Origin of the sequence: Nonomuraea sp. KM90 (assembly GCF_052246675.1) — a bacterium.
In the GTDB taxonomy this organism is placed as follows: domain Bacteria; phylum Actinomycetota; class Actinomycetes; order Streptosporangiales; family Streptosporangiaceae; genus Nonomuraea.
Genome location: NZ_JBQQCB010000047.1, coordinates 28,156 through 43,835 on the forward strand (window position 1 = coordinate 28,156; position 15,680 = coordinate 43,835).

The following is a 15,680-nucleotide window of genomic DNA, read 5'->3' on the forward strand; positions in this document are numbered from 1 at the left end:
TCGAAACCCGGCCTTCGGTTCCGACCTGTGCATTGAGGGCGCCCGGAGCCGGGCACCGCGACAGGTGAGGAGCCGACCATGAGATACCTGCTGCTGATCTACAGCAACCCGCTGGCCTGGGGTCACCCGGCGTTCCTGCGTGCGGCCGAGGCCCAGGACATGTCGCCGCAGGAGCACGACCGGATGAGCGAGCAGTTCGAGACGCTGCTCAAGGAGATCACGGAGTCCGGGGAGCTGATCAGCGCGGAGGCGCTGGCCGACCCGGTCAACACCAGGACCGTCAAGGTGCGCGGCGGGGTGCCCGTCACCACCGACGGCCCGTACGTCGAGGCGAAGGAGCAGCTCGCCGGCTACTTCGTGATCGACTGCGAGACCCCTGAGCGGGCCGGTGAGATCGCCGCCCGATTCCCCGACGCCAGGTTCGCGGCCGTCGAGGTGCGTCCGATCATGAACCTGTCCGCCCCGGAGATGTGACGGGCAAGGAGGAGACCGCCCGGGGTCTCAGGCGGTCTCCTCCGACATGCGGGCGCCGATAGTCCGGATCGCCCGGCGCACGACCTCCGCCTGCGCCGGTGCGAGGTCCTCGAGGAACGGCTCCACGGTCTGGGGGTCCCAGCCGGCCTGGCCCGGCGGGAGGTCGGCCATCATGTGCTCCATGCTGAAGTCGGCCAGCATCTCGGCCAGCGGCGCCACCCGGGGATCACCGGGCTCGGCGTCGGCCAGCTCGTCGAGCCTGCGGTAGAACTCGTGCCCGCGCGCCGTCGCCTCGGGGTCGGCGGTCAGCGTGTCGAACATCGTGAAGGCGCGCTGCCGGTCGGGCGCGGTGGCCATGCTGTCCATCAGCACGAGCAGGTCGCGGTCCCAGGCCGCCGACTTGGACGCGGGAAAGTGGATCTTCCGCAGGAAGGCCACCAGGTCGGGCGAGGAGGTGTCGTCGGGGCCGAGCGCCCCGGCCTCGGCCTGCTGCAGGACCTGGGCCAGGCGGGCTCGCCTGAGCTGGATCTCCCGCTCCTGAGCGGCCAGGTCGGCGTCGATCTCGGCGAGGATCTCGGGCAGCTCCCTGGAGCGGTCGTCGGCGATCACGTCGCGTGCCTCGTCCAGGCTCAGCCCGAGCTCGACCAGGCGGCGGACGCGGGCCAGGGCGATGGCGTCGCGCATGCCGTATTCGCGGTAGCCGTTGGCCAGGCGCGGCGGCTCCGGCAGGACGCCCTGGTGGTGGTAGTAGCGCACTGTCCGGGTGGACACCCCGAGCAGCGCGGCGAGCTCTCCGATCCGCATGCCTCCAGTTAAGACGTTGACGCCACGTCAACGTCAAATCGGGCGCAGGGCCTTGAGCGTGAGCTCGACCAGGGCGTCGGCGTATTCGGGGGTCAGCGGCCCGGAGCGGAGCAGCCAGCGCTGGCAGAGCGGCGCGTACAGCAGCTCCAGCGCCAGGTCGAGGTCGGCGTCGGCGGCGATCTGCCCCGCGCGCTGGGCGCTGCGCAGGCGGGCCTTCTTGGCCTCGTCGACCGGGGCGGCCAGCTTCTCCCGGTATTGTGCCGCGAGGTCGGGGTCGTCGATGATCTCCATGTTGAGCGCCCGGATGGGCGCCTCGAAGGCGGGATCGGCGAACTCGGCCACCGTCGCCCGCATCACCGCCTTGAGGTCGGCCTCGATGTCGCCGGTGTCGGGCAGCGCCACGCCGTCCTCCGCCTCGCTGAGCGCCAGGAACGCGTCGAACACCACGGCGCCCTTGGACCGCCACCAGCGGTAGATCGTCTGCTTGCCCACGCCTGCCCGCGCGGCGATGGCCTCGATCGACAGCTTGGCGTATCCGACCTCCGACACCAGCTCGCGGGCCGCGGCGAGGATGGCCTGGCGGGAGCGCTCGCTGCGGCGGGAAGGGTCGGGCTGCCTGGACATGCGGGTCAGCATAGCACCGGAACGAGACGATACGGTCCGTCTTCCATGGGGCTGAATAATTAAGTGGCACGCCCCCGTCGTGCGCCATTAATGTCGAACACATCGAACCTCCGGCAAATCGAGGAAAGGCCAGTCATGCTGATCGCAGCCGCCACGCTCCGAGCGGAACGGTGTCGCCACCGCCGTGCCGCGGCGCTCGGCTGCGCCCTCCTCGGGCAGGCTTCAGGATAAATCCGCAGAGGACTTGTCCCGAGGCCGCCCGGTGCACACCAGGCGGCCTTTTCTTTTCCCTGTTCCCGGAACCGGGCGGCGCATTTTGACAACTCCACAGCGGAACACCAAGGGCTGATGGTGAAAAGGCATCACACCTGCCTTGCAAGCAGGAGTTCGGGTTTCGAGATCCCGTCGGTCCACGAGCCGCTCCGCGGCTCTTCCTCGCGTCCGTGGCCCAATGGCAGAGGCACCGGCCTAAGGAGCCGGACGGTGCGGGTTCGAATCCCGCCGGACGTACGCACGCATGCCCCGTTGGTCCAGCGGTCAGGACGCCCGGCTTTCACCCGGGAAATCGCCGGTTCGAGTCCGGTACGGGGTATCTCGGCCCTATAGCTCAATGGATGAGAGCGCCGGCCTACGAAGCCGGGTCTGTTGCAGGTTCGAGTCCTGCTGGGGCCACTGAATTTCCTCCCCTTTCATAGCGCGGCAGCAAGGGGTGGCCCGGCGCAGTTCGCGGGTGCGGAGGCAGGCCTGCAAAGCCCGTCCGTGCGAGTTCGACTCTCGCCTGCGTCTCGAAGAGTGTTCCGCTGCGGAGTCACATCCGGCTTGACAGCTCTGCGGGGTTATGGGCGTAATGGCCGTCGCGTCGCGTGTCGCCGCCGGGAAGACGGACGGGGCATGGAGGCGCCGTATTCAAGGGGATGACGCCATGGCCACTCACACCATCGGTCGTGCCTGAGCACACCGCGCCCGCGCGTCGTCCCATGCCTTCGGCGGTGTCGTAGCACCCGCACGTTCGGCATGCCCGTGCGGGTCGCCCATGTCATCGACACCCCACCCGCAAGGAGCCAGAGCTCAGCATGCCCAACGACTTCAACCAGCAGATCATCGACGAATTCCGCGCCAACCGGGGCCAGGTCGGCGGCCCCTTCGACGGAGCCCGGCTGCTCCTGCTGACCACCGTCGGCGCCAGGACCGGCACCCCGCACACCACGCCACTCGGCTGCCTGCCCGACGGTGACCGCGTCCTCGTCATCGCCTCGGCCGGCGGCTCGCCCCGTCACCCCGCCTGGTACCACAACCTGCTCGCCCACCCGCAGGTCACCGTCGAGACCGGCCTGTTCACCTATCAGGCCAAGGCGGTCGTGCTCGAGGGCGAGGAACGCGAGCGCCTGTTCGCCCGCGCCGTCGAGGCCGACCCCGGCTGGGGCGCGTACCAGGACAGCTCTGGCCGCACCCTGCCGGTGGTGGCGCTGCTGCCGACCGACTTCGGGCCGCCCACCGGGTCCCTGGGTGAGGCGCTGGTCAGGATGCACGACGGCTTCCGCCGGGAGCTGGCCCTGATCCGCAGGGAGGCGGCCACGTCCGGGCCACGCCTGACCGCGCAGCTGCGCGTCAACTGCCTGACCATGTGCCACGGCCTGGAGGTGCACCACTCGCGCGAGGACGGGTTCATGTTCCCCACGCTGGAGCAGCGCTACCCCGAGCTGGCCCCGGTGATGGCGCGGCTGCGCGCCGAGCACGAGGTGGTCGCCCGGCTGCTGCGGGAGCTCCAGACCCTCCTGGCCGCCGAGGACGTCGCGCCCGAGGCGCTGCTCGGCGAGGTGGAGCGGCTCACCCGGGAGCTGGAGGCCCACCTCGACTACGAGGAGGAGCAGCTCGTAGCGCTGCTGAACTGACCGCACCGGGGGCGCCTCTGTGACAAGAGGGACAGGTGGGACGTATGCTGGAACGGCGTCCGGGCCCGGCGCCACATCCAGCTCGACCCCCTCCCGCATGCCCGCCAGGGTGGAACGTAGTTCCCGGGAACTAGGCAGGTCAGTGCCCGCGCGTGATGTGCCGGGCAGTGGCCCGTTCCTACGCTCTGGCCTGTGCTCAAACGTCTGATCCCGGCCCTGCTCGCGCTCGTGGCCGTGCTCGCCTGGGCGGCTCCCGCCGCGGCGCACGGCCGCAGCGGCGAGGCCGACGTCCGCTTCGCCCAGACGATCGCCGGCATGGAGCTGACCGTCGTCGTGCGGGCGAGCCCGCAGGTGCCGGCCCCGCTGCAGGTGGACGTGGTCGCGCACGACCCGGGGCGGGGCGGCAGGGTCGATCTGGCACTGCGCCCGCTCCAGGCCGGCGGCTCCTCCTCCGGGACGACGCTGGTCCGGGCCGGCCGGCCCGGCATGTATCCCGTGGTCCTGGCGGTGGAGCGGGTCGGCCCCCACGAGCTGGAGGTGCGGGCCGGCGGGGAGCGGTCGGTGCTGCCGTTCGACGTGCTGGTGCCGCGGGCGCCGCTGTGGGAGGTGGTCGTCCACGCGGCCTTCGCCTGCGCGGCGGTGGCGCTGATCGGGGCCCTGGCGGGCGCGGCGCTGTCGCGGCGGGCGCTCGCCGGTGGCTGCGCGGTCGCGTTCGTGGCCGCGACCGTCGTGGCGTTCACGGCGGGCGGCCTGTCCCCGTGGTTCGCGCCCGCGGTGCCCGAAGGAGCGCCGCCCGCCCCGGTGTCGGAGCGGCTGCTGGGCAGGCCGAACGCGCAGCCGCTGATCGAGGTGCTGCCCACGCGGCCGGCGCGGCGCTCGGAGTTCCTGCTGCGGGTGGCGCTGTTCGACGGCTCCACCGGCCGGCCCGCCGACGACCTCGCCGAGCATCACGGCGCGCTCTCGCACGTCGTGGTGAGCAGCCTGGACGGCGCGTACTTCCGTCACGTGCACCCGCTCCGCACCGCCCCCGGCGTCTACGAGGTGCGGCTGCGGGCCGGGGAGGCGGGCCGCCACCTGGTGCACGCCGAGTTCGAGCGGACCGGGGCGGGCGGGCAGTTCGTCTCCGGCGCGTTCACCGTGGGGCCGGGTGAGCCGGAGAACGCGCTCGTACGGCACGATCCGCCGGGCGGGCCGGCCGTCGAGCCGGCGCGGCCGGTGGCCGGGCGGCCGGTGACCCTCACCCTGGACACCGGCGTCACCGGGCTGCAGCCGTGGCTCGGCATGGCGGGCCACCTGATCGTACGCACCCAGGACGGCGGCTATCTCGGCCACGTCCACGAGGCCGGCTCCATGGCGGCGGACGGGGAGCGCGTCCCCGACGAATCGGTCGCCCGCTACGGGCCGCGGCTGCGGTTCACCTTCAGCTTCCCGCGGCCCGGCCGCTACCTGGCCTGGATCCAGTACGCGAGGAACTACGAGATCGTCACCGTGCCGCACGTCATCGAGGTCGCGGCCGAAGGGAGCCCTCGATGACGTGGCGCCGCCGCGCGTACCTCGTCCTGCCCGTCCTGCTGGTCGCCGCCGGGATCCTGTGGATCGCCCGCGGCGGCGCCGCCCCCGGCCCGGTGCAGCTGACGGGCAGGGGCGGCCACTACACGGTCGTGGTCGCGCTCGAGCCGGTCACCGGCCCGGTGGAGGTCGGGATCGAGATCGACCCGGCCTCGCCCGCGCAGGTGTCGGTGTTCGCGGTGATGCCGCACATGGGCCACACCACCCCCGAACTCGCCGCCCGCGACGACGGCACCGGCCGTTACGTGGCGCGCGGCGAGCTGTTCACCATGACCGGCGCCTGGCAGCTCGGCATCCGCGTACGCGGCGGCCCGGGCACCGAGGTGATCACGGTCAACACGCTGGTTGGAGAATAGGAGACGCCGTTCATGGCGACACAAGCGACAAACGCGTTGCCGGCCGTCCACGACGTGCCGCGCCGGGAGGTCACCGGCGCCTGGTTCCTGATGTTCGGTTACGCCACGCTGCTGACCGGCATGGTGTGGGACGGGCAGTGGCACGGCGACGTCGGGCCCGACGACTTCTGGACCGCACCCCACCTGCTGCTCTACTCCGGCACCGGGATCATCGGGCTGACCTGCCTGACCGTGGTGCTGCTCTCGACGTGGGCGCGGGGGCCGGTGACGGGCACGCCGTCGGTGACGGTGTTCCGGACGTTCCGGGCACCCTGGCCGTTCCTGGTGGGCGGGCTCGGCGCGTCGGGCAACCTGCTGTACGCGGGGGCCGATCTGTGGTGGCACGAGGTGTACGGCTTCGACATCGCCGCCGGGGCCACACCGTCGCATCTCGGACTGGGGCTGTCCATCCAGGTGGAGATCTTCGCCATGGTGATGGCGTTCGCGGTGCTGCGCCGTACGCGTGCGGAGCGGTGGGGGCTGGCGCTGGCCGTCGGCCTGGCCACGATCGGCTCCACCTCGGCCTTCGGCATGGTCTCCGAGCTGCTCTTCGACTGGCTGCCCGGGCTGGCGCCGCGCGTGCTGGGCCTCGGTGCGGCGGGCGCGCTCACCCTGACCCTCATCGTCGGTCTCACCCGTGGCTGGCACTGGCCGGCCGCGGCGGGCCTGGCGTTCCTGGGCGTGCAGGGCGCGCTGGCGCTGTTCGCGCCGGCCGCGACCCGCTGGTACGCCGACGCGATCGGCCAGCCGATGCGCGACTACGCGGCCAACGCGCCGCAGGCCCTGATCGGGTTCCCCGCGACGTTCCCCCTGATCGCACTGGTGACCGGTGGGGTGGTGGCGTGGGCCGTGCGGCGCGGCGTGAGCCCGATCGTGATCACCGCGGGGGTGGGCGCGCTCGTCGGCGTCAACACCACGCTGTTCTACGCCGCCCTGGGCATGGAGATGAGCCTGCCGGTCACCCTGCTCGCGGCGGTCGCCGCCGGGGCGGGCACGGGCTGGGTGGGCTGGCAGTGCGCCGTCATGTTGCGCCGCTTCGGCGTGCGTACCGGTGCGGTCGCCGGGGCGGTGACCGCGTGAGGCGCCTGCCGGCCGTCGTGGCCGCCGTCGTGGCCGTCGTCGTGGCGGTCCTGCTGACGGGCACGGGCCCGGCCGCCGCCGCGCCGCCGCTGCCGGGTGAGATCGTCCACACCGAGACCGTTCGCATGAGCGACGCGTCCGCGATCACCGTATCGTTCACTGAGTGGCCGGTACGCGCCCTTCAGTCGCTGGACTTCACCTTCGAGCCGACAGGCGGGGTCGAGGGGCGTACGGGGCTGGTCACCACCGTCTCACCGGCGGGCGACCGCAGGGGGCTGAAGGGCATCGTGCTCCAGCGCCGTGGCGACACCATCGTGCTGCCACGGCATCCCCGGGCCCGGCAGGTGTGGGGGCTTGACGTGGTGTCGCTGCCGGAGGAGGGCACGTGGCGGTTCGAGTTCGCCGTGGAGGGGCCGGACGGGACCGCGACGGGGGTGCTGCCGATCCGGGCGATCGGGCAGCCGGGCCCGCCGCTGCCGCTGAGCTGGACGATCGCGCTGGTGCCGTGGGCTCCGGTCGTCCTGCTGCTGGCGGCGGGCTGGATCCGCACCCGGCGGATCCGGCTGGGGACGGCCCCCACCTGGAGCACCTGAGCGGCTCCCGCACGGAACACGCGAGCGGCTCCGGCCCGGGACGCCCGAGTGGGCCTGAGCGGCGGGTTCCCCGGCTGGAGTGGCTGAGTGACGGGCTGCTGGCCATCCTGCCGCCCCTCGTCGGCTGGCTGATCGGGCTGGCCGGCGAGCTCGGCGGCCGGATCGCCCTGCTGCTGGCCCTGGCCTGCGCCCAGTCGCTGGCGCTGATGTGGTCGCGGCGCTTCCCGCTCACCGTGCTGGGCGTGGTGATCGGCCTGGAAGTGGCGCTGGCCCTGATGAAGATGCCGGTCCTGGTCGCGCCCCTGGTCGCCGCGTCCCGTCTGGGGGCCTGGGGCCGGGGGGACCGGCGGGTCTTCGGCGTGGTGGCGGTGCTGGCGCTGCTGCTCACCGGCCTGCCGGTCACGCTGCTGACGATCGGCGACCCGCTGCGGGTGGTGGCCGTGTACACGGCGATCGCGGTGCTGTTCGTCGGCTTCTGGGCGGTGGGGCGGGTGGACGGGCGGCAGCGCGACCGCATCCGCGAGCTGCAGGCCCGCTCGCGGCTGCTGGAGGAGGAACGCGCCGAGGCCGAGCGGCGCGCGGCCGAGCGCGAGCGGGCGCTGCTGGCCAGGGAGTTGCACGACATCCTCAACCACTCGGTGACCACGATGGTGGTGGACGCCGAGGCCGGGGCCGACACCGGCGAGGGGATGGAGGAGACGCTGCGGCGGGTGGCGCGTACCGGCCGGGAGTCGCTGGCGGAGCTGCGGCGGCTGCTCGGCGTGCTCAGGGAGGCGCCGCCCGGCCACAACCCGCTGGCGCCGCCGCCGAAGCTGGACCAGCTCGACGCGCTGGTGGCGGCCGCGCCGCCGGGTGGGCCCCGGGTGCTGCTGGCACGCCGGGGAGAGGTACGCCAGGTGGACGCCAGCATCGAGCTGGCCGCCTACCGCGTGGTGCAGGAGGCGCTGACCAACGTCGCCAGGCACGCGGGGCCGGTGGAGGTGCGGGTGCTGCTGGACTACGCGCCGGCGCGGCTGACGATCCGGGTCACCAACCCGGTGCGCGACACGGCGGGGACGATCGGGAACGGGGCGGGCGTGGGGCTGATCGGCATGCGGGAGCGGGTGGAGCTGCTGGGCGGCTCCGTACGGGCGGGCAGGGACGGCGGCGCCTTCGAGGTGTGCGCGACGCTGCCGCTGCGGAGCGGGTCGTGACCGGCATCCGGGTCCTGGTCTGCGACGACGAGCAACTGCTGCGGGAGGCGCTGGTCCGGCTGGTGGGCGCGGCCGAGGACCTGAGCGTGGTGGGCGCGGTGGGCGACGGCGCCGCGGCCGTGGCGGCCACCGCCGAGCAGCGCCCGGACGTGGTCCTGATGGACATCCGCCTGCCCGGCATGGACGGCATCGAGGCCACCCGGCGCATCGTGGCGCGGGGCGGGCCGTCGCGGGTGCTGATCCTGACGACGTACGACCTGGACAGCTACGTCTACGCCGGGCTGCAGGCGGGGGCCAGCGGGTTCCTGCTGAAGGACGCGCCGGGGGAGCGGATCCGCGACGGCATCCGGATCGTGGCCTCCGGCCAGTCCGTGCTGGCGCCGGAGGCGACGACCCGGATGATCGAGGCGTTGCAGCCCCTGCTGCCCACCGACGAGGACCGCGCGCTGCTGGCGGCCGCCGAGCGGCTGACCGACCGGGAGCGCGAGGTGTGCGAGCTGATCGCGCAGGGCCTGTCCAACGACGAGATCGCGGCCCGGCTGGTGATCAGCCGCTACACGGTGAAGGTGCACGTGTCGAGCGTCCTGACCAAGCTGGGGCTGCCGGACCGCGTGCACGTGCTGATCTCGTGGTCGCGGTTGCGCGGCCTGCGCCGGTGACCTCGCGTCGGCCGGTCACCAGGTGACCGGCAGCCGGTGCACCCCGTAGACGAACGCGTGCTCGCGGAAGGCGATCTCCTCGGCCGGGACCGCGAGCCGGAGCTCGGGAAAGGCCCTGAGCAGGGCGGTGAAGCCCACCCTCATCTCCACCCGCGCGAGCTGCTGCCCCAGGCACTGGTGCACGCCGTGGCCGAAGGCCAGGTGGCCGATGGCGGGGCGGGAGACGTCCAGCTCGTCGGGGTTCGGGAAACGCCCGTGGTCGCGGTTGGCCGCGGGAAGGGAGAGCGTCACCACCTCGCCCTCCTTGATCACGTGGCCGTCGATCTCGATGTCGGCCAGCGCGCCGCGCGAGATGCTGGCGTGCACGACGCTCAGGTAGCGCATCAGCTCCTCGACCGCGCCGTCGATCAGGCCGGGATCCTGGCGCAGGCGCCGGAGCTGGTCGGGGTGCTCCAGGAGGGCGAGGGTGCCCAGGGAGAGCATGTTCGCGGTCGTCTCGTGGCCCGCGACCAGCAGCGTCATGCCGAGACCGGTCATCTCCTCGTCGTTCAGCTCGCCGCCGTGGGCCAGGTCGCTCAGCAGGTCGTTCCCCGGCCGGGCGCGCTTGTCGCGTACGAGCTCGGACATGTAGCGGATGAGCGAGGCTCCGGCGGCGGCCACCTCGTCGGGCGCGGTGTCCAGGTTGAGCAGGCGCCGGCTGTCGTGCCGGAAGGTCTTGCGGTCCTCGTACGGCACGCCGAGCAGCTCGCAGATCACCAGGGACGGGATCGGCAGCGCGTACGCCTGGACCAGGTCGGCCGGCGGGCCCTGGCGGCGCATCTCGTCGATGTGCTGTTCGGCCAGCTCTTCGATGCGGGGTTCGAGCTGCTTCATCCGGTGCACCGTGAACTCGCCGATGAGCAGCCGCCGCAGCCGCGTGTGCTCGGGCGGGTCCATCCGGCTGATCATGCCGGGTCCGGCGCCGGCGAGGCCCGTCTTGACGGGGTCGGTGAGGACGGCGGTGCGCCGGTTCTCCGAACGTGAGCTGAGCCGGGGGTCGGCCAGCAGGGCGCGGGCCGCGTGGTAGCCGGTGACCAGCCAGCCCTCGTGCCCGTCGGGATAGATCATCCGGCTGATCGGGCGCTCCGCGCGGAGCCAGGCCAGCTCGGGCGGCGGGTCGAACGGGCACCGGCGGTCGCGGTCGATGGGCAGGCCATGCGGGACGGGAATTGCCTCGGTCATGTCGCGTCAGCTCCTGGGAGGGAGGTCCGTGGTCCGGGCACCTGCCATTCACTCATGAGCGCGCTTCCGGCGAAAGACCACCGAAGTCTTCAGTCCACTCCAAAAGTGTAGTCAACTTAAAATTTGTAGTAGTCTCCACTTCATGACCGAAGGACTGCGCGAGCGCAAGAAGCGGCAGACGCGGCAGCACATCTCCGGGGTGGCCCTCGGCCTGTTCGTGCAGCGCGGCTTCGACAACGTCACGATCGCCGAGGTCGCCGCCGCCGCCGAGGTGTCGGTGAACACCGTCTACAACTACTTCCCGACCAAGGAGGACCTGGTGCTGCCGCCCGAGGAGGCGTCCGCGCAGCGGCTGGCCGACATCGTGCGCGAGCGCGCCACGGGCGAGTCGGCCGCGGGGGCGGTGCTCGCGCGGTTGCGCCAGGAGGTGCGCGGGCGCGAGCGCCAGGTGGGCCTGAGCGAGGGCTTCGGGCGGGTGCTGGAGATGATGCGGGCCGCGCCCACGCTTACCGCCCGTCTGGAGGACCTCGGTCGCCAGATGACCGACGCGCTGGCGGCCGTGCTGGCCGAGGAGTGCGGCGCCGGGCGGGACGACCCGCTTCCGCGCGTGGTGGCCTGGCACATCGGCTGCCTGCACGCGCTCGTGCTGGCCGAGATCGGCCGGTTGACCACGGCGGGGGAGCGGCCCGACGCGATCGCCGGGGCCGTGCTGGAGTTGCTGGACGCCGCCGAGAGCGTGCTCGGCGAGCGGGTGCTGGGTTATGCCGTACGAGCGGAGTGAGTCGTGTTCAGGGTGACGATCAGCGGCAAGTTCAAGGGGCTCGACGACGCCGGCCGGGCCGCCGTGCGGGCGGTGGAGGGCGCGGCCTTCACCGAGCCGGGCACGTTCACGCACGACGGGAGCGTGACGGCGTTCACGTTCCGCTGCCAGGTGCCGGCCGGGCCGGACGACGGGGAGGACGAGGCGGCTCTGGGGGCGATGGCGGCGCTGGAGGCGTACGGTCTGCCGTACGAGATCCTGCGCGTCGCGGTGACGGACATGCGCGAGATCAGGATCCGCCCGCGGAAAAAATCTTCGGGATCGGGGTGAAACTATCCGGCGGGTTCGGACAGGTACGGAATGTCGGACCCTCCGGATGAAAGAAGGCAGCGTGGCCCTCCATGATCGCAAACAGCGTTTCGAGGAGATCTACACCGCCTACTATCCGGACATCCTTGCCTACATCCGGCGGCGGGCCGGCTCGCCCGACGACGCCGCCGACGCCCTCGCCGAGACCTTCACCACCGCCTGGCGCCGCCTCGACGACGTGCCGCCGGGCCACGCGGCTCGCCTGTGGCTGTACGGCGTGGCCCGCCGCGTGCTGGCCAACGGCCGCCGGGCCGAGTCGCGCCGCAGCGAGCTGGTGGAGCGGCTGGGCAGGCAGCTCGCCGGGTGGGCCGAAGCGTCCGAGGAGCCCGGTGCCGGTTTCGACGGCGTACGCGAGGCGTTCGCCCGCCTCAGCCCCGACGACCGCGAGGTCCTCGCGCTGGCCGGGTGGGAGGGGCTCGGCTCCGACGAGATCGCCACGGTCCTGGGCTGCTCGCGCGGCGCCGCCCGGTTACGGCTGCACCGGGCCCGCAAACGCCTGGCCAGGCAGCTGCAGGCGGCCGGGCTCGACGTGGCCCGCATCGGTTTCCGCGCCATGGCGCTGACGAAGGGGGCGATGTGATGCACGACATCGACCGCCTGGTGGCCGGCATCGCGCCCGACCCCGGTCCGGGCCGCACGCCGCTGGCCGGGGAACTGCTGGAGGAGATCACCTCACTCCCGCCCTCGGAGCCCGGGCCGCGCCGCCGGTGGCCGGCCATGCGGCGGGGAGTGCGGCGGTGGGTCGCCGTGCCGGTCCTCGCCGTGCTGACCGCCGCCCTGTCCTTCGGCGTCGCCCAGGCCCCCGCCTCCGCCGCGCTGGACATCGAGCTCGTGGACGGCCACTACGTCATCACGGTCAACGACCTCATGGCCGACCCCGAGGTGTACGAGGCCGAGCTCAGAGCCCGTGGCCTGGACATCGCGCTCAGGCTCGTGCCGACCTCGGCGAGCCTGACCGGCCAGATGTTCGTGATCAACGACCTCGACCTGCTCAGGTCCGGCGAGCCGGTGCCCGCCGAGGGCCCGATCGCCACCATCGACGGCCCCGGCCACTGCCGGCGGCTGACCGGCTGCCCGGTCGGCCTGAAGGTCCCGGTCGACTTCGACAAGAAGGCCGAGGTCACCCTGGGCAGGAGGGCCAGGCCCGGCGAACGGTACAAGATGCCCCCGGGCATCGCCATGTACGGCGAGCCGCTGCACTGCGTGGCGTACATCAACAGGACCGTCGCCGAGATCCGTACGATCCTGCTCGACCGCGGCGTGACGCCGAGCTTCATCTCACCGGGACAGGGCTCCAGGCCCTCGGCCCCCGGCGACTGGTTCGTCCACGACGGCGTGATGGCCGCCGACGGCCAGGCCCTCCTGCTGGTCGGCCCCGAACGCCGCATCTCGCACCACCCGCCGCAGCCCGGCTGCTGACCTTCGCCCCGGCCGTGGGCGGCTGAGACCGCCCACGGCCGTTCCCTGTCACCGCCATGCCTTCTCCTCCGCATGCGCGGATCTCCCGCCCTCCCGCCGACGATCGGATTCCGCGTGCTCACAGACACCCGCACGGCCCTGCCCGCGCGGCGCCGCTCCGCCGGCCACCGCGTCTTCGCCGTGCTGCTCGCGCTGGCCGCCGTCCTGCGGGTGGTCACGATGCTCGGCTACCGGCCGGCCACGCTCTACTGGTACGACTCCTTCACCTACCTCGACACCGCCGTCCACCCGGCCCCGTCGGCGACCTTCCACCCGATCGGCTACCCGCTGCTGCTGCGCGCGCTGCTGCCCTTCCACAGCGTGGAGCTGGTCGTGGCCGTCCAGCACGTCCTGGGCCTGGGCGTCGGAGTGCTGCTCTACGCGGTGCTGCGCCGCAGGTCGGTGCCCGGCTGGGCGGCGGTGGCGGCGAGCGTGCCGGTGCTCTTCGACGCCTCCTTCCTGCGGCTGGAGCACGCCGTGCTGTCCGACACGCAGTTCGTCTTCCTGGTCGTGGCCGGGGTGAGCGTGCTGATGTGGTCGCCGGAACTGTCCGCCCGCGCGGCCGCCTGGGCGGGCCTGCTGTTCGCCGGGGCCGCGCTGACCCGGACGATCGCGCTGCCCCTGCTCGTGCTCGTCGTCCTGGTGCTGGCCGTCCGGCGCGCGGGATGGCGGCCCCTGGTGGCGCTGGTCCTGACCGGTACGCTGCCCCTGGCCGCCTACGCCGCCTGGTACGCCCAGCACCACGGCCGGTTCGCGCTCAGCGGCGCCGACGGGGTCGCCCTGTGGGCCCGCACGATGACCTTCGCCGACTGCGACCGCATCCAGCCGCCACCGGACCGGGCCGCGCTCTGCCCGAACGGGACCGTGCTGGACGCGGCCTCCGAATACGTGTGGGCGGCGCGGTCGCCGCTCAACCGGCTGCCCGGCGACCGGTTCTCGCACAACGACCGCGCCCGCGCGTTCGCCATCGACGCGATCCTCGCCCAGCCGCTGGACTACCTGGGCGACGTCGTACGCGACACCTCCATCGCCTTCTCCTGGACCCCGATCGCCCACCCCGCGCGCACCACCCCGGCCTTCGGCTTCCGGCACGGTCAGTGGGCGCTGCCCGACCAGCCGCTGGTCGGCAAGGTCCAGCGCGAGTACGACCCGGACATCCGCGGCCTGTCGTCGGCCGCCCCGTACGCGGACTTCCTCATCGCCTACCAGTACGCCGCCTACCTGCGCGGCCCGCTGCTGGGCGCGATCCTGCTGCTCGGCGCGGCAGGCGCGGTCCTGCGGCCCCGGCGGGCGCTGCTGCCGTGGGCGATCGCGATGGGACTGCTCGTCGGCCCGGTCGCCGTCCTGGACTTCGACCACCGCTACGTCCTGCCCGTGATCCCGCTCGCCTGCCTGGCCGCCGCTCTGGCATTTCCCGGATATGGGATAAACTCCCGAATGTGAGACACCCTGAGGACGTTGAGACCCGGCTGGCCGACCGCCTGGCCGAGCTGCGGGTCGAGCGGGGCTGGTCGCTGGACGAGCTGGCGACCCGGTCCGGCGTCAGCCGCTCGACGCTGTCGCGGCTGGAGCGCGGCGAGATCAGCCCGACCGCGGCCCTGCTCGGCAAGCTGAGCGCGGTCTACGAGCGGACGATGTCCCGGCTGCTGGCCGAGGTGGAGTCCGAGCCGCCGCAGGTCGTGGCCCTCGCGGCGCAGCCGGTGTGGCGGGACCTGGAGTCGGGGTTCGTGCGCCGCTCGGTCTCGCCGCCCCATCCCGGGCTGCGCGGCGAGGTCGTCGAGGCCAGGCTCCTGCCGCGGGCCGACATCAGCTACGACGCGCCGCCCGTGCCGGGGCTGGAGCAGCACATCTGGGTCCTGGAGGGGGCGGTGGAGATCACCGCGAACGGCCGTACGCACGCGCTGGAGGCGGGCGACTGCCTGCGCTTCCGGCTGTGGGGCGCCTCCCGCTTCCGCTGCCCCGGCCCCGACCCGGTCCGCTACGCGATCCTCGTCGTCCTCCCCTGACGCCGCCCACCCCACCTTCTAGCGAATCCGAGCAAAGGAGATTCACTCCCATGCACACCATCGCCCGGTTGCCGGCCGGGGAGTTCGAGCGCTGCGTCAAGGAACTGGCCGACCTGCTGGTCGACGCCGTGGACGACGGCGCCTCGGTGGGTTTCGTGAGCCCGTTCGACCACGAGGACGCCGCCGCGTGGTGGCGCGGGCAGGCCCCGGCGGTGGCCGCCGGGAGCCTCCTGGTGTGGGCCTGCCGGGAGGACGGCGCGATGACCGGCACCGTCAGCCTGGCCCTGGCGAGCAAGCCCAACGCCCGGCACCGGGCCGAGATCGTCAAGCTCATGGTCCACCGCGACGCCCGCGGCCGCGGCCTGTCGCGCGCCCTGCTGGCCACCGCCGAGCAGGCCGCGCTCGACGCCGGGGCCGACCTGCTGCTCCTGGACACCGAGACCGGCAGCACGGCCGAGCACGTCTACCTCACCGGCGGCTGGACCCGCTACGGCATCGTCCCCGACTACGCCGCCTCCCCGGACGGCACGCTGAGCGACTGCAGCTTCTTCTACAAACGCCTCACCGGCTCGGTCTGACCCCG

General features: G+C 73.0%; 18 protein-coding genes and 5 tRNA genes. 20 read left to right on the forward strand and 3 right to left on the reverse strand.

The window, feature by feature from the left end; translation table 11 throughout:
• Positions 1–78: 78 nt before the first annotated feature.
• Positions 79–474: a YciI family protein gene (locus tag ACTWPW_RS34535; protein ID WP_443171089.1), complete on the forward strand. Its 396-nt coding sequence runs from the start codon at positions 79–81 to the stop codon at positions 472–474.
• A 27-nt stretch (positions 475–501) separates the two neighbouring features.
• Here the strand turns inward: ACTWPW_RS34535 and ACTWPW_RS34540 are convergent, their stop codons facing one another.
• On the reverse strand, positions 502–1,278 hold the full coding sequence (locus ACTWPW_RS34540; protein WP_443171090.1) for a MerR family transcriptional regulator: 777 nt from the start codon (positions 1,276–1,278) through the stop codon (positions 502–504).
• Positions 1,279–1,311: 33 nt separating this feature from the next.
• Complete coding sequence (locus ACTWPW_RS34545) at positions 1,312–1,902, reverse strand: TetR/AcrR family transcriptional regulator (protein WP_443171091.1); 591 nt, start codon at positions 1,900–1,902, stop codon at positions 1,312–1,314.
• A 342-nt stretch (positions 1,903–2,244) separates the two neighbouring features.
• Here ACTWPW_RS34545 and ACTWPW_RS34550 point away from each other — a divergent pair.
• The 12 genes from ACTWPW_RS34550 to ACTWPW_RS34605 all read left to right on the forward strand — a co-directional run bounded on the left by ACTWPW_RS34550 (position 2,245) and on the right by ACTWPW_RS34605 (position 9,283).
• A tRNA-Ala gene (locus tag ACTWPW_RS34550) sits at positions 2,245–2,315 on the forward strand.
• A 24-nt stretch (positions 2,316–2,339) separates the two neighbouring features.
• Positions 2,340–2,412 (forward strand) — tRNA-Leu (locus ACTWPW_RS34555).
• 9 nt (positions 2,413–2,421) lie between these two features.
• A tRNA-Glu gene (locus tag ACTWPW_RS34560) sits at positions 2,422–2,494 on the forward strand.
• A 4-nt stretch (positions 2,495–2,498) separates the two neighbouring features.
• Positions 2,499–2,574: transfer RNA gene (locus ACTWPW_RS34565), tRNA-Arg, on the forward strand.
• A 44-nt stretch (positions 2,575–2,618) separates the two neighbouring features.
• Positions 2,619–2,688 (forward strand) — tRNA-OTHER (locus ACTWPW_RS34570).
• A 287-nt stretch (positions 2,689–2,975) separates the two neighbouring features.
• Positions 2,976–3,794, forward strand: a complete 819-nt coding sequence (locus tag ACTWPW_RS34575; RefSeq protein WP_443171092.1) for a nitroreductase/quinone reductase family protein — start codon at positions 2,976–2,978, stop codon at positions 3,792–3,794.
• 192 nt (positions 3,795–3,986) lie between these two features.
• Positions 3,987–5,327, forward strand: a complete 1,341-nt coding sequence (locus ACTWPW_RS34580) for a hypothetical protein (RefSeq protein WP_443171093.1) — start codon at positions 3,987–3,989, stop codon at positions 5,325–5,327.
• Complete coding sequence (locus tag ACTWPW_RS34585) at positions 5,324–5,719, forward strand: hypothetical protein (protein WP_375112379.1); 396 nt, start codon at positions 5,324–5,326, stop codon at positions 5,717–5,719. The genes ACTWPW_RS34580 and ACTWPW_RS34585 overlap by 4 nt, the downstream gene beginning before the upstream one ends.
• A gap of 12 nt (positions 5,720–5,731) precedes the next feature.
• Positions 5,732–6,838, forward strand: coding sequence for a hypothetical protein (locus tag ACTWPW_RS34590; protein WP_443171094.1), 1,107 nt, complete (start codon positions 5,732–5,734; stop codon positions 6,836–6,838).
• Positions 6,835–7,431 (forward strand): hypothetical protein, encoded by a 597-nt coding sequence (locus tag ACTWPW_RS34595; RefSeq protein ID WP_443171095.1) that lies wholly within the window; start codon positions 6,835–6,837, stop codon positions 7,429–7,431. Before ACTWPW_RS34590 ends, ACTWPW_RS34595 begins: the two co-directional genes overlap by 4 nt.
• A complete protein-coding gene (locus ACTWPW_RS34600; RefSeq protein WP_443171096.1) occupies positions 7,344–8,624 on the forward strand; it encodes a sensor histidine kinase in 1,281 nt (426 codons plus the stop codon). Before ACTWPW_RS34595 ends, ACTWPW_RS34600 begins: the two co-directional genes overlap by 88 nt.
• A complete protein-coding gene (locus ACTWPW_RS34605; protein ID WP_443171097.1) occupies positions 8,621–9,283 on the forward strand; it encodes a response regulator in 663 nt (220 codons plus the stop codon). Before ACTWPW_RS34600 ends, ACTWPW_RS34605 begins: the two co-directional genes overlap by 4 nt.
• A gap of 15 nt (positions 9,284–9,298) precedes the next feature.
• Here ACTWPW_RS34605 and ACTWPW_RS34610 read toward each other — a convergent pair whose 3' ends face one another.
• A complete protein-coding gene (locus tag ACTWPW_RS34610) occupies positions 9,299–10,504 on the reverse strand; it encodes a cytochrome P450 (protein ID WP_443171098.1) in 1,206 nt (401 codons plus the stop codon).
• Between the two features lie 142 nt (positions 10,505–10,646).
• Between ACTWPW_RS34610 and ACTWPW_RS34615 the strand changes: the two genes are divergently transcribed.
• From ACTWPW_RS34615 to ACTWPW_RS34645, 7 genes are all read left to right on the forward strand, one after another.
• Positions 10,647–11,285, forward strand: coding sequence for a TetR/AcrR family transcriptional regulator (locus ACTWPW_RS34615; protein ID WP_443171099.1), 639 nt, complete (start codon positions 10,647–10,649; stop codon positions 11,283–11,285).
• Between the two features lie 3 nt (positions 11,286–11,288).
• Entirely contained in the window at positions 11,289–11,594 is a 306-nt protein-coding gene (locus ACTWPW_RS34620; RefSeq protein WP_375112372.1) for a DUF6204 family protein, read from the forward strand.
• A 61-nt stretch (positions 11,595–11,655) separates the two neighbouring features.
• Positions 11,656–12,213 carry an RNA polymerase sigma factor gene (locus tag ACTWPW_RS34625; RefSeq protein ID WP_375112371.1) on the forward strand — a complete coding sequence of 186 codons (558 nt, stop codon included), beginning with the start codon at positions 11,656–11,658 and terminating at the stop codon, positions 12,211–12,213.
• Positions 12,213–13,052 carry a hypothetical protein gene (locus ACTWPW_RS34630; RefSeq protein ID WP_443171100.1) on the forward strand — a complete coding sequence of 280 codons (840 nt, stop codon included), beginning with the start codon at positions 12,213–12,215 and terminating at the stop codon, positions 13,050–13,052. Before ACTWPW_RS34625 ends, ACTWPW_RS34630 begins: the two co-directional genes overlap by 1 nt.
• A 114-nt stretch (positions 13,053–13,166) precedes the next feature.
• Positions 13,167–14,534, forward strand: coding sequence for a phospholipid carrier-dependent glycosyltransferase (locus ACTWPW_RS34635; protein ID WP_443171101.1), 1,368 nt, complete (start codon positions 13,167–13,169; stop codon positions 14,532–14,534).
• The gene (locus ACTWPW_RS34640) at positions 14,531–15,097 is read left to right on the forward strand and encodes a helix-turn-helix domain-containing protein (RefSeq protein WP_375112368.1); all 567 of its coding nucleotides are present in this window, start codon (positions 14,531–14,533) and stop codon (positions 15,095–15,097) included. Before ACTWPW_RS34635 ends, ACTWPW_RS34640 begins: the two co-directional genes overlap by 4 nt.
• 50 nt (positions 15,098–15,147) lie before the next feature.
• Positions 15,148–15,675, forward strand: coding sequence for a GNAT family N-acetyltransferase (locus ACTWPW_RS34645; RefSeq protein WP_375112367.1), 528 nt, complete (start codon positions 15,148–15,150; stop codon positions 15,673–15,675).
• Positions 15,676–15,680: the final 5 nt, after the last annotated feature.

Bases quoted from the DNA above. Each gene is read 5' to 3' on its own strand.
- ACTWPW_RS34535 (WP_443171089.1), top strand. From the start codon at position 79: ATGAGATACCTGCTGCTGATCTACAGCAACCCGCTGGCCTGGGGTCAC.
- ACTWPW_RS34540 (WP_443171090.1), bottom strand. From the start codon at position 1,278: ATGCGGATCGGAGAGCTCGCCGCGCTGCTCGGGGTGTCCACCCGGACA.
- ACTWPW_RS34545 (WP_443171091.1), bottom strand. From the start codon at position 1,902: ATGTCCAGGCAGCCCGACCCTTCCCGCCGCAGCGAGCGCTCCCGCCAG.
- ACTWPW_RS34575 (WP_443171092.1), top strand. From the start codon at position 2,976: ATGCCCAACGACTTCAACCAGCAGATCATCGACGAATTCCGCGCCAAC.
- ACTWPW_RS34585 (WP_375112379.1), top strand. From the start codon at position 5,324: ATGACGTGGCGCCGCCGCGCGTACCTCGTCCTGCCCGTCCTGCTGGTC.
- ACTWPW_RS34590 (WP_443171094.1), top strand. From the start codon at position 5,732: ATGGCGACACAAGCGACAAACGCGTTGCCGGCCGTCCACGACGTGCCG.
- ACTWPW_RS34610 (WP_443171098.1), bottom strand. From the start codon at position 10,504: ATGACCGAGGCAATTCCCGTCCCGCATGGCCTGCCCATCGACCGCGAC.
- ACTWPW_RS34615 (WP_443171099.1), top strand. From the start codon at position 10,647: ATGACCGAAGGACTGCGCGAGCGCAAGAAGCGGCAGACGCGGCAGCAC.
- ACTWPW_RS34630 (WP_443171100.1), top strand. From the start codon at position 12,213: ATGCACGACATCGACCGCCTGGTGGCCGGCATCGCGCCCGACCCCGGT.
- ACTWPW_RS34645 (WP_375112367.1), top strand. From the start codon at position 15,148: ATGCACACCATCGCCCGGTTGCCGGCCGGGGAGTTCGAGCGCTGCGTC.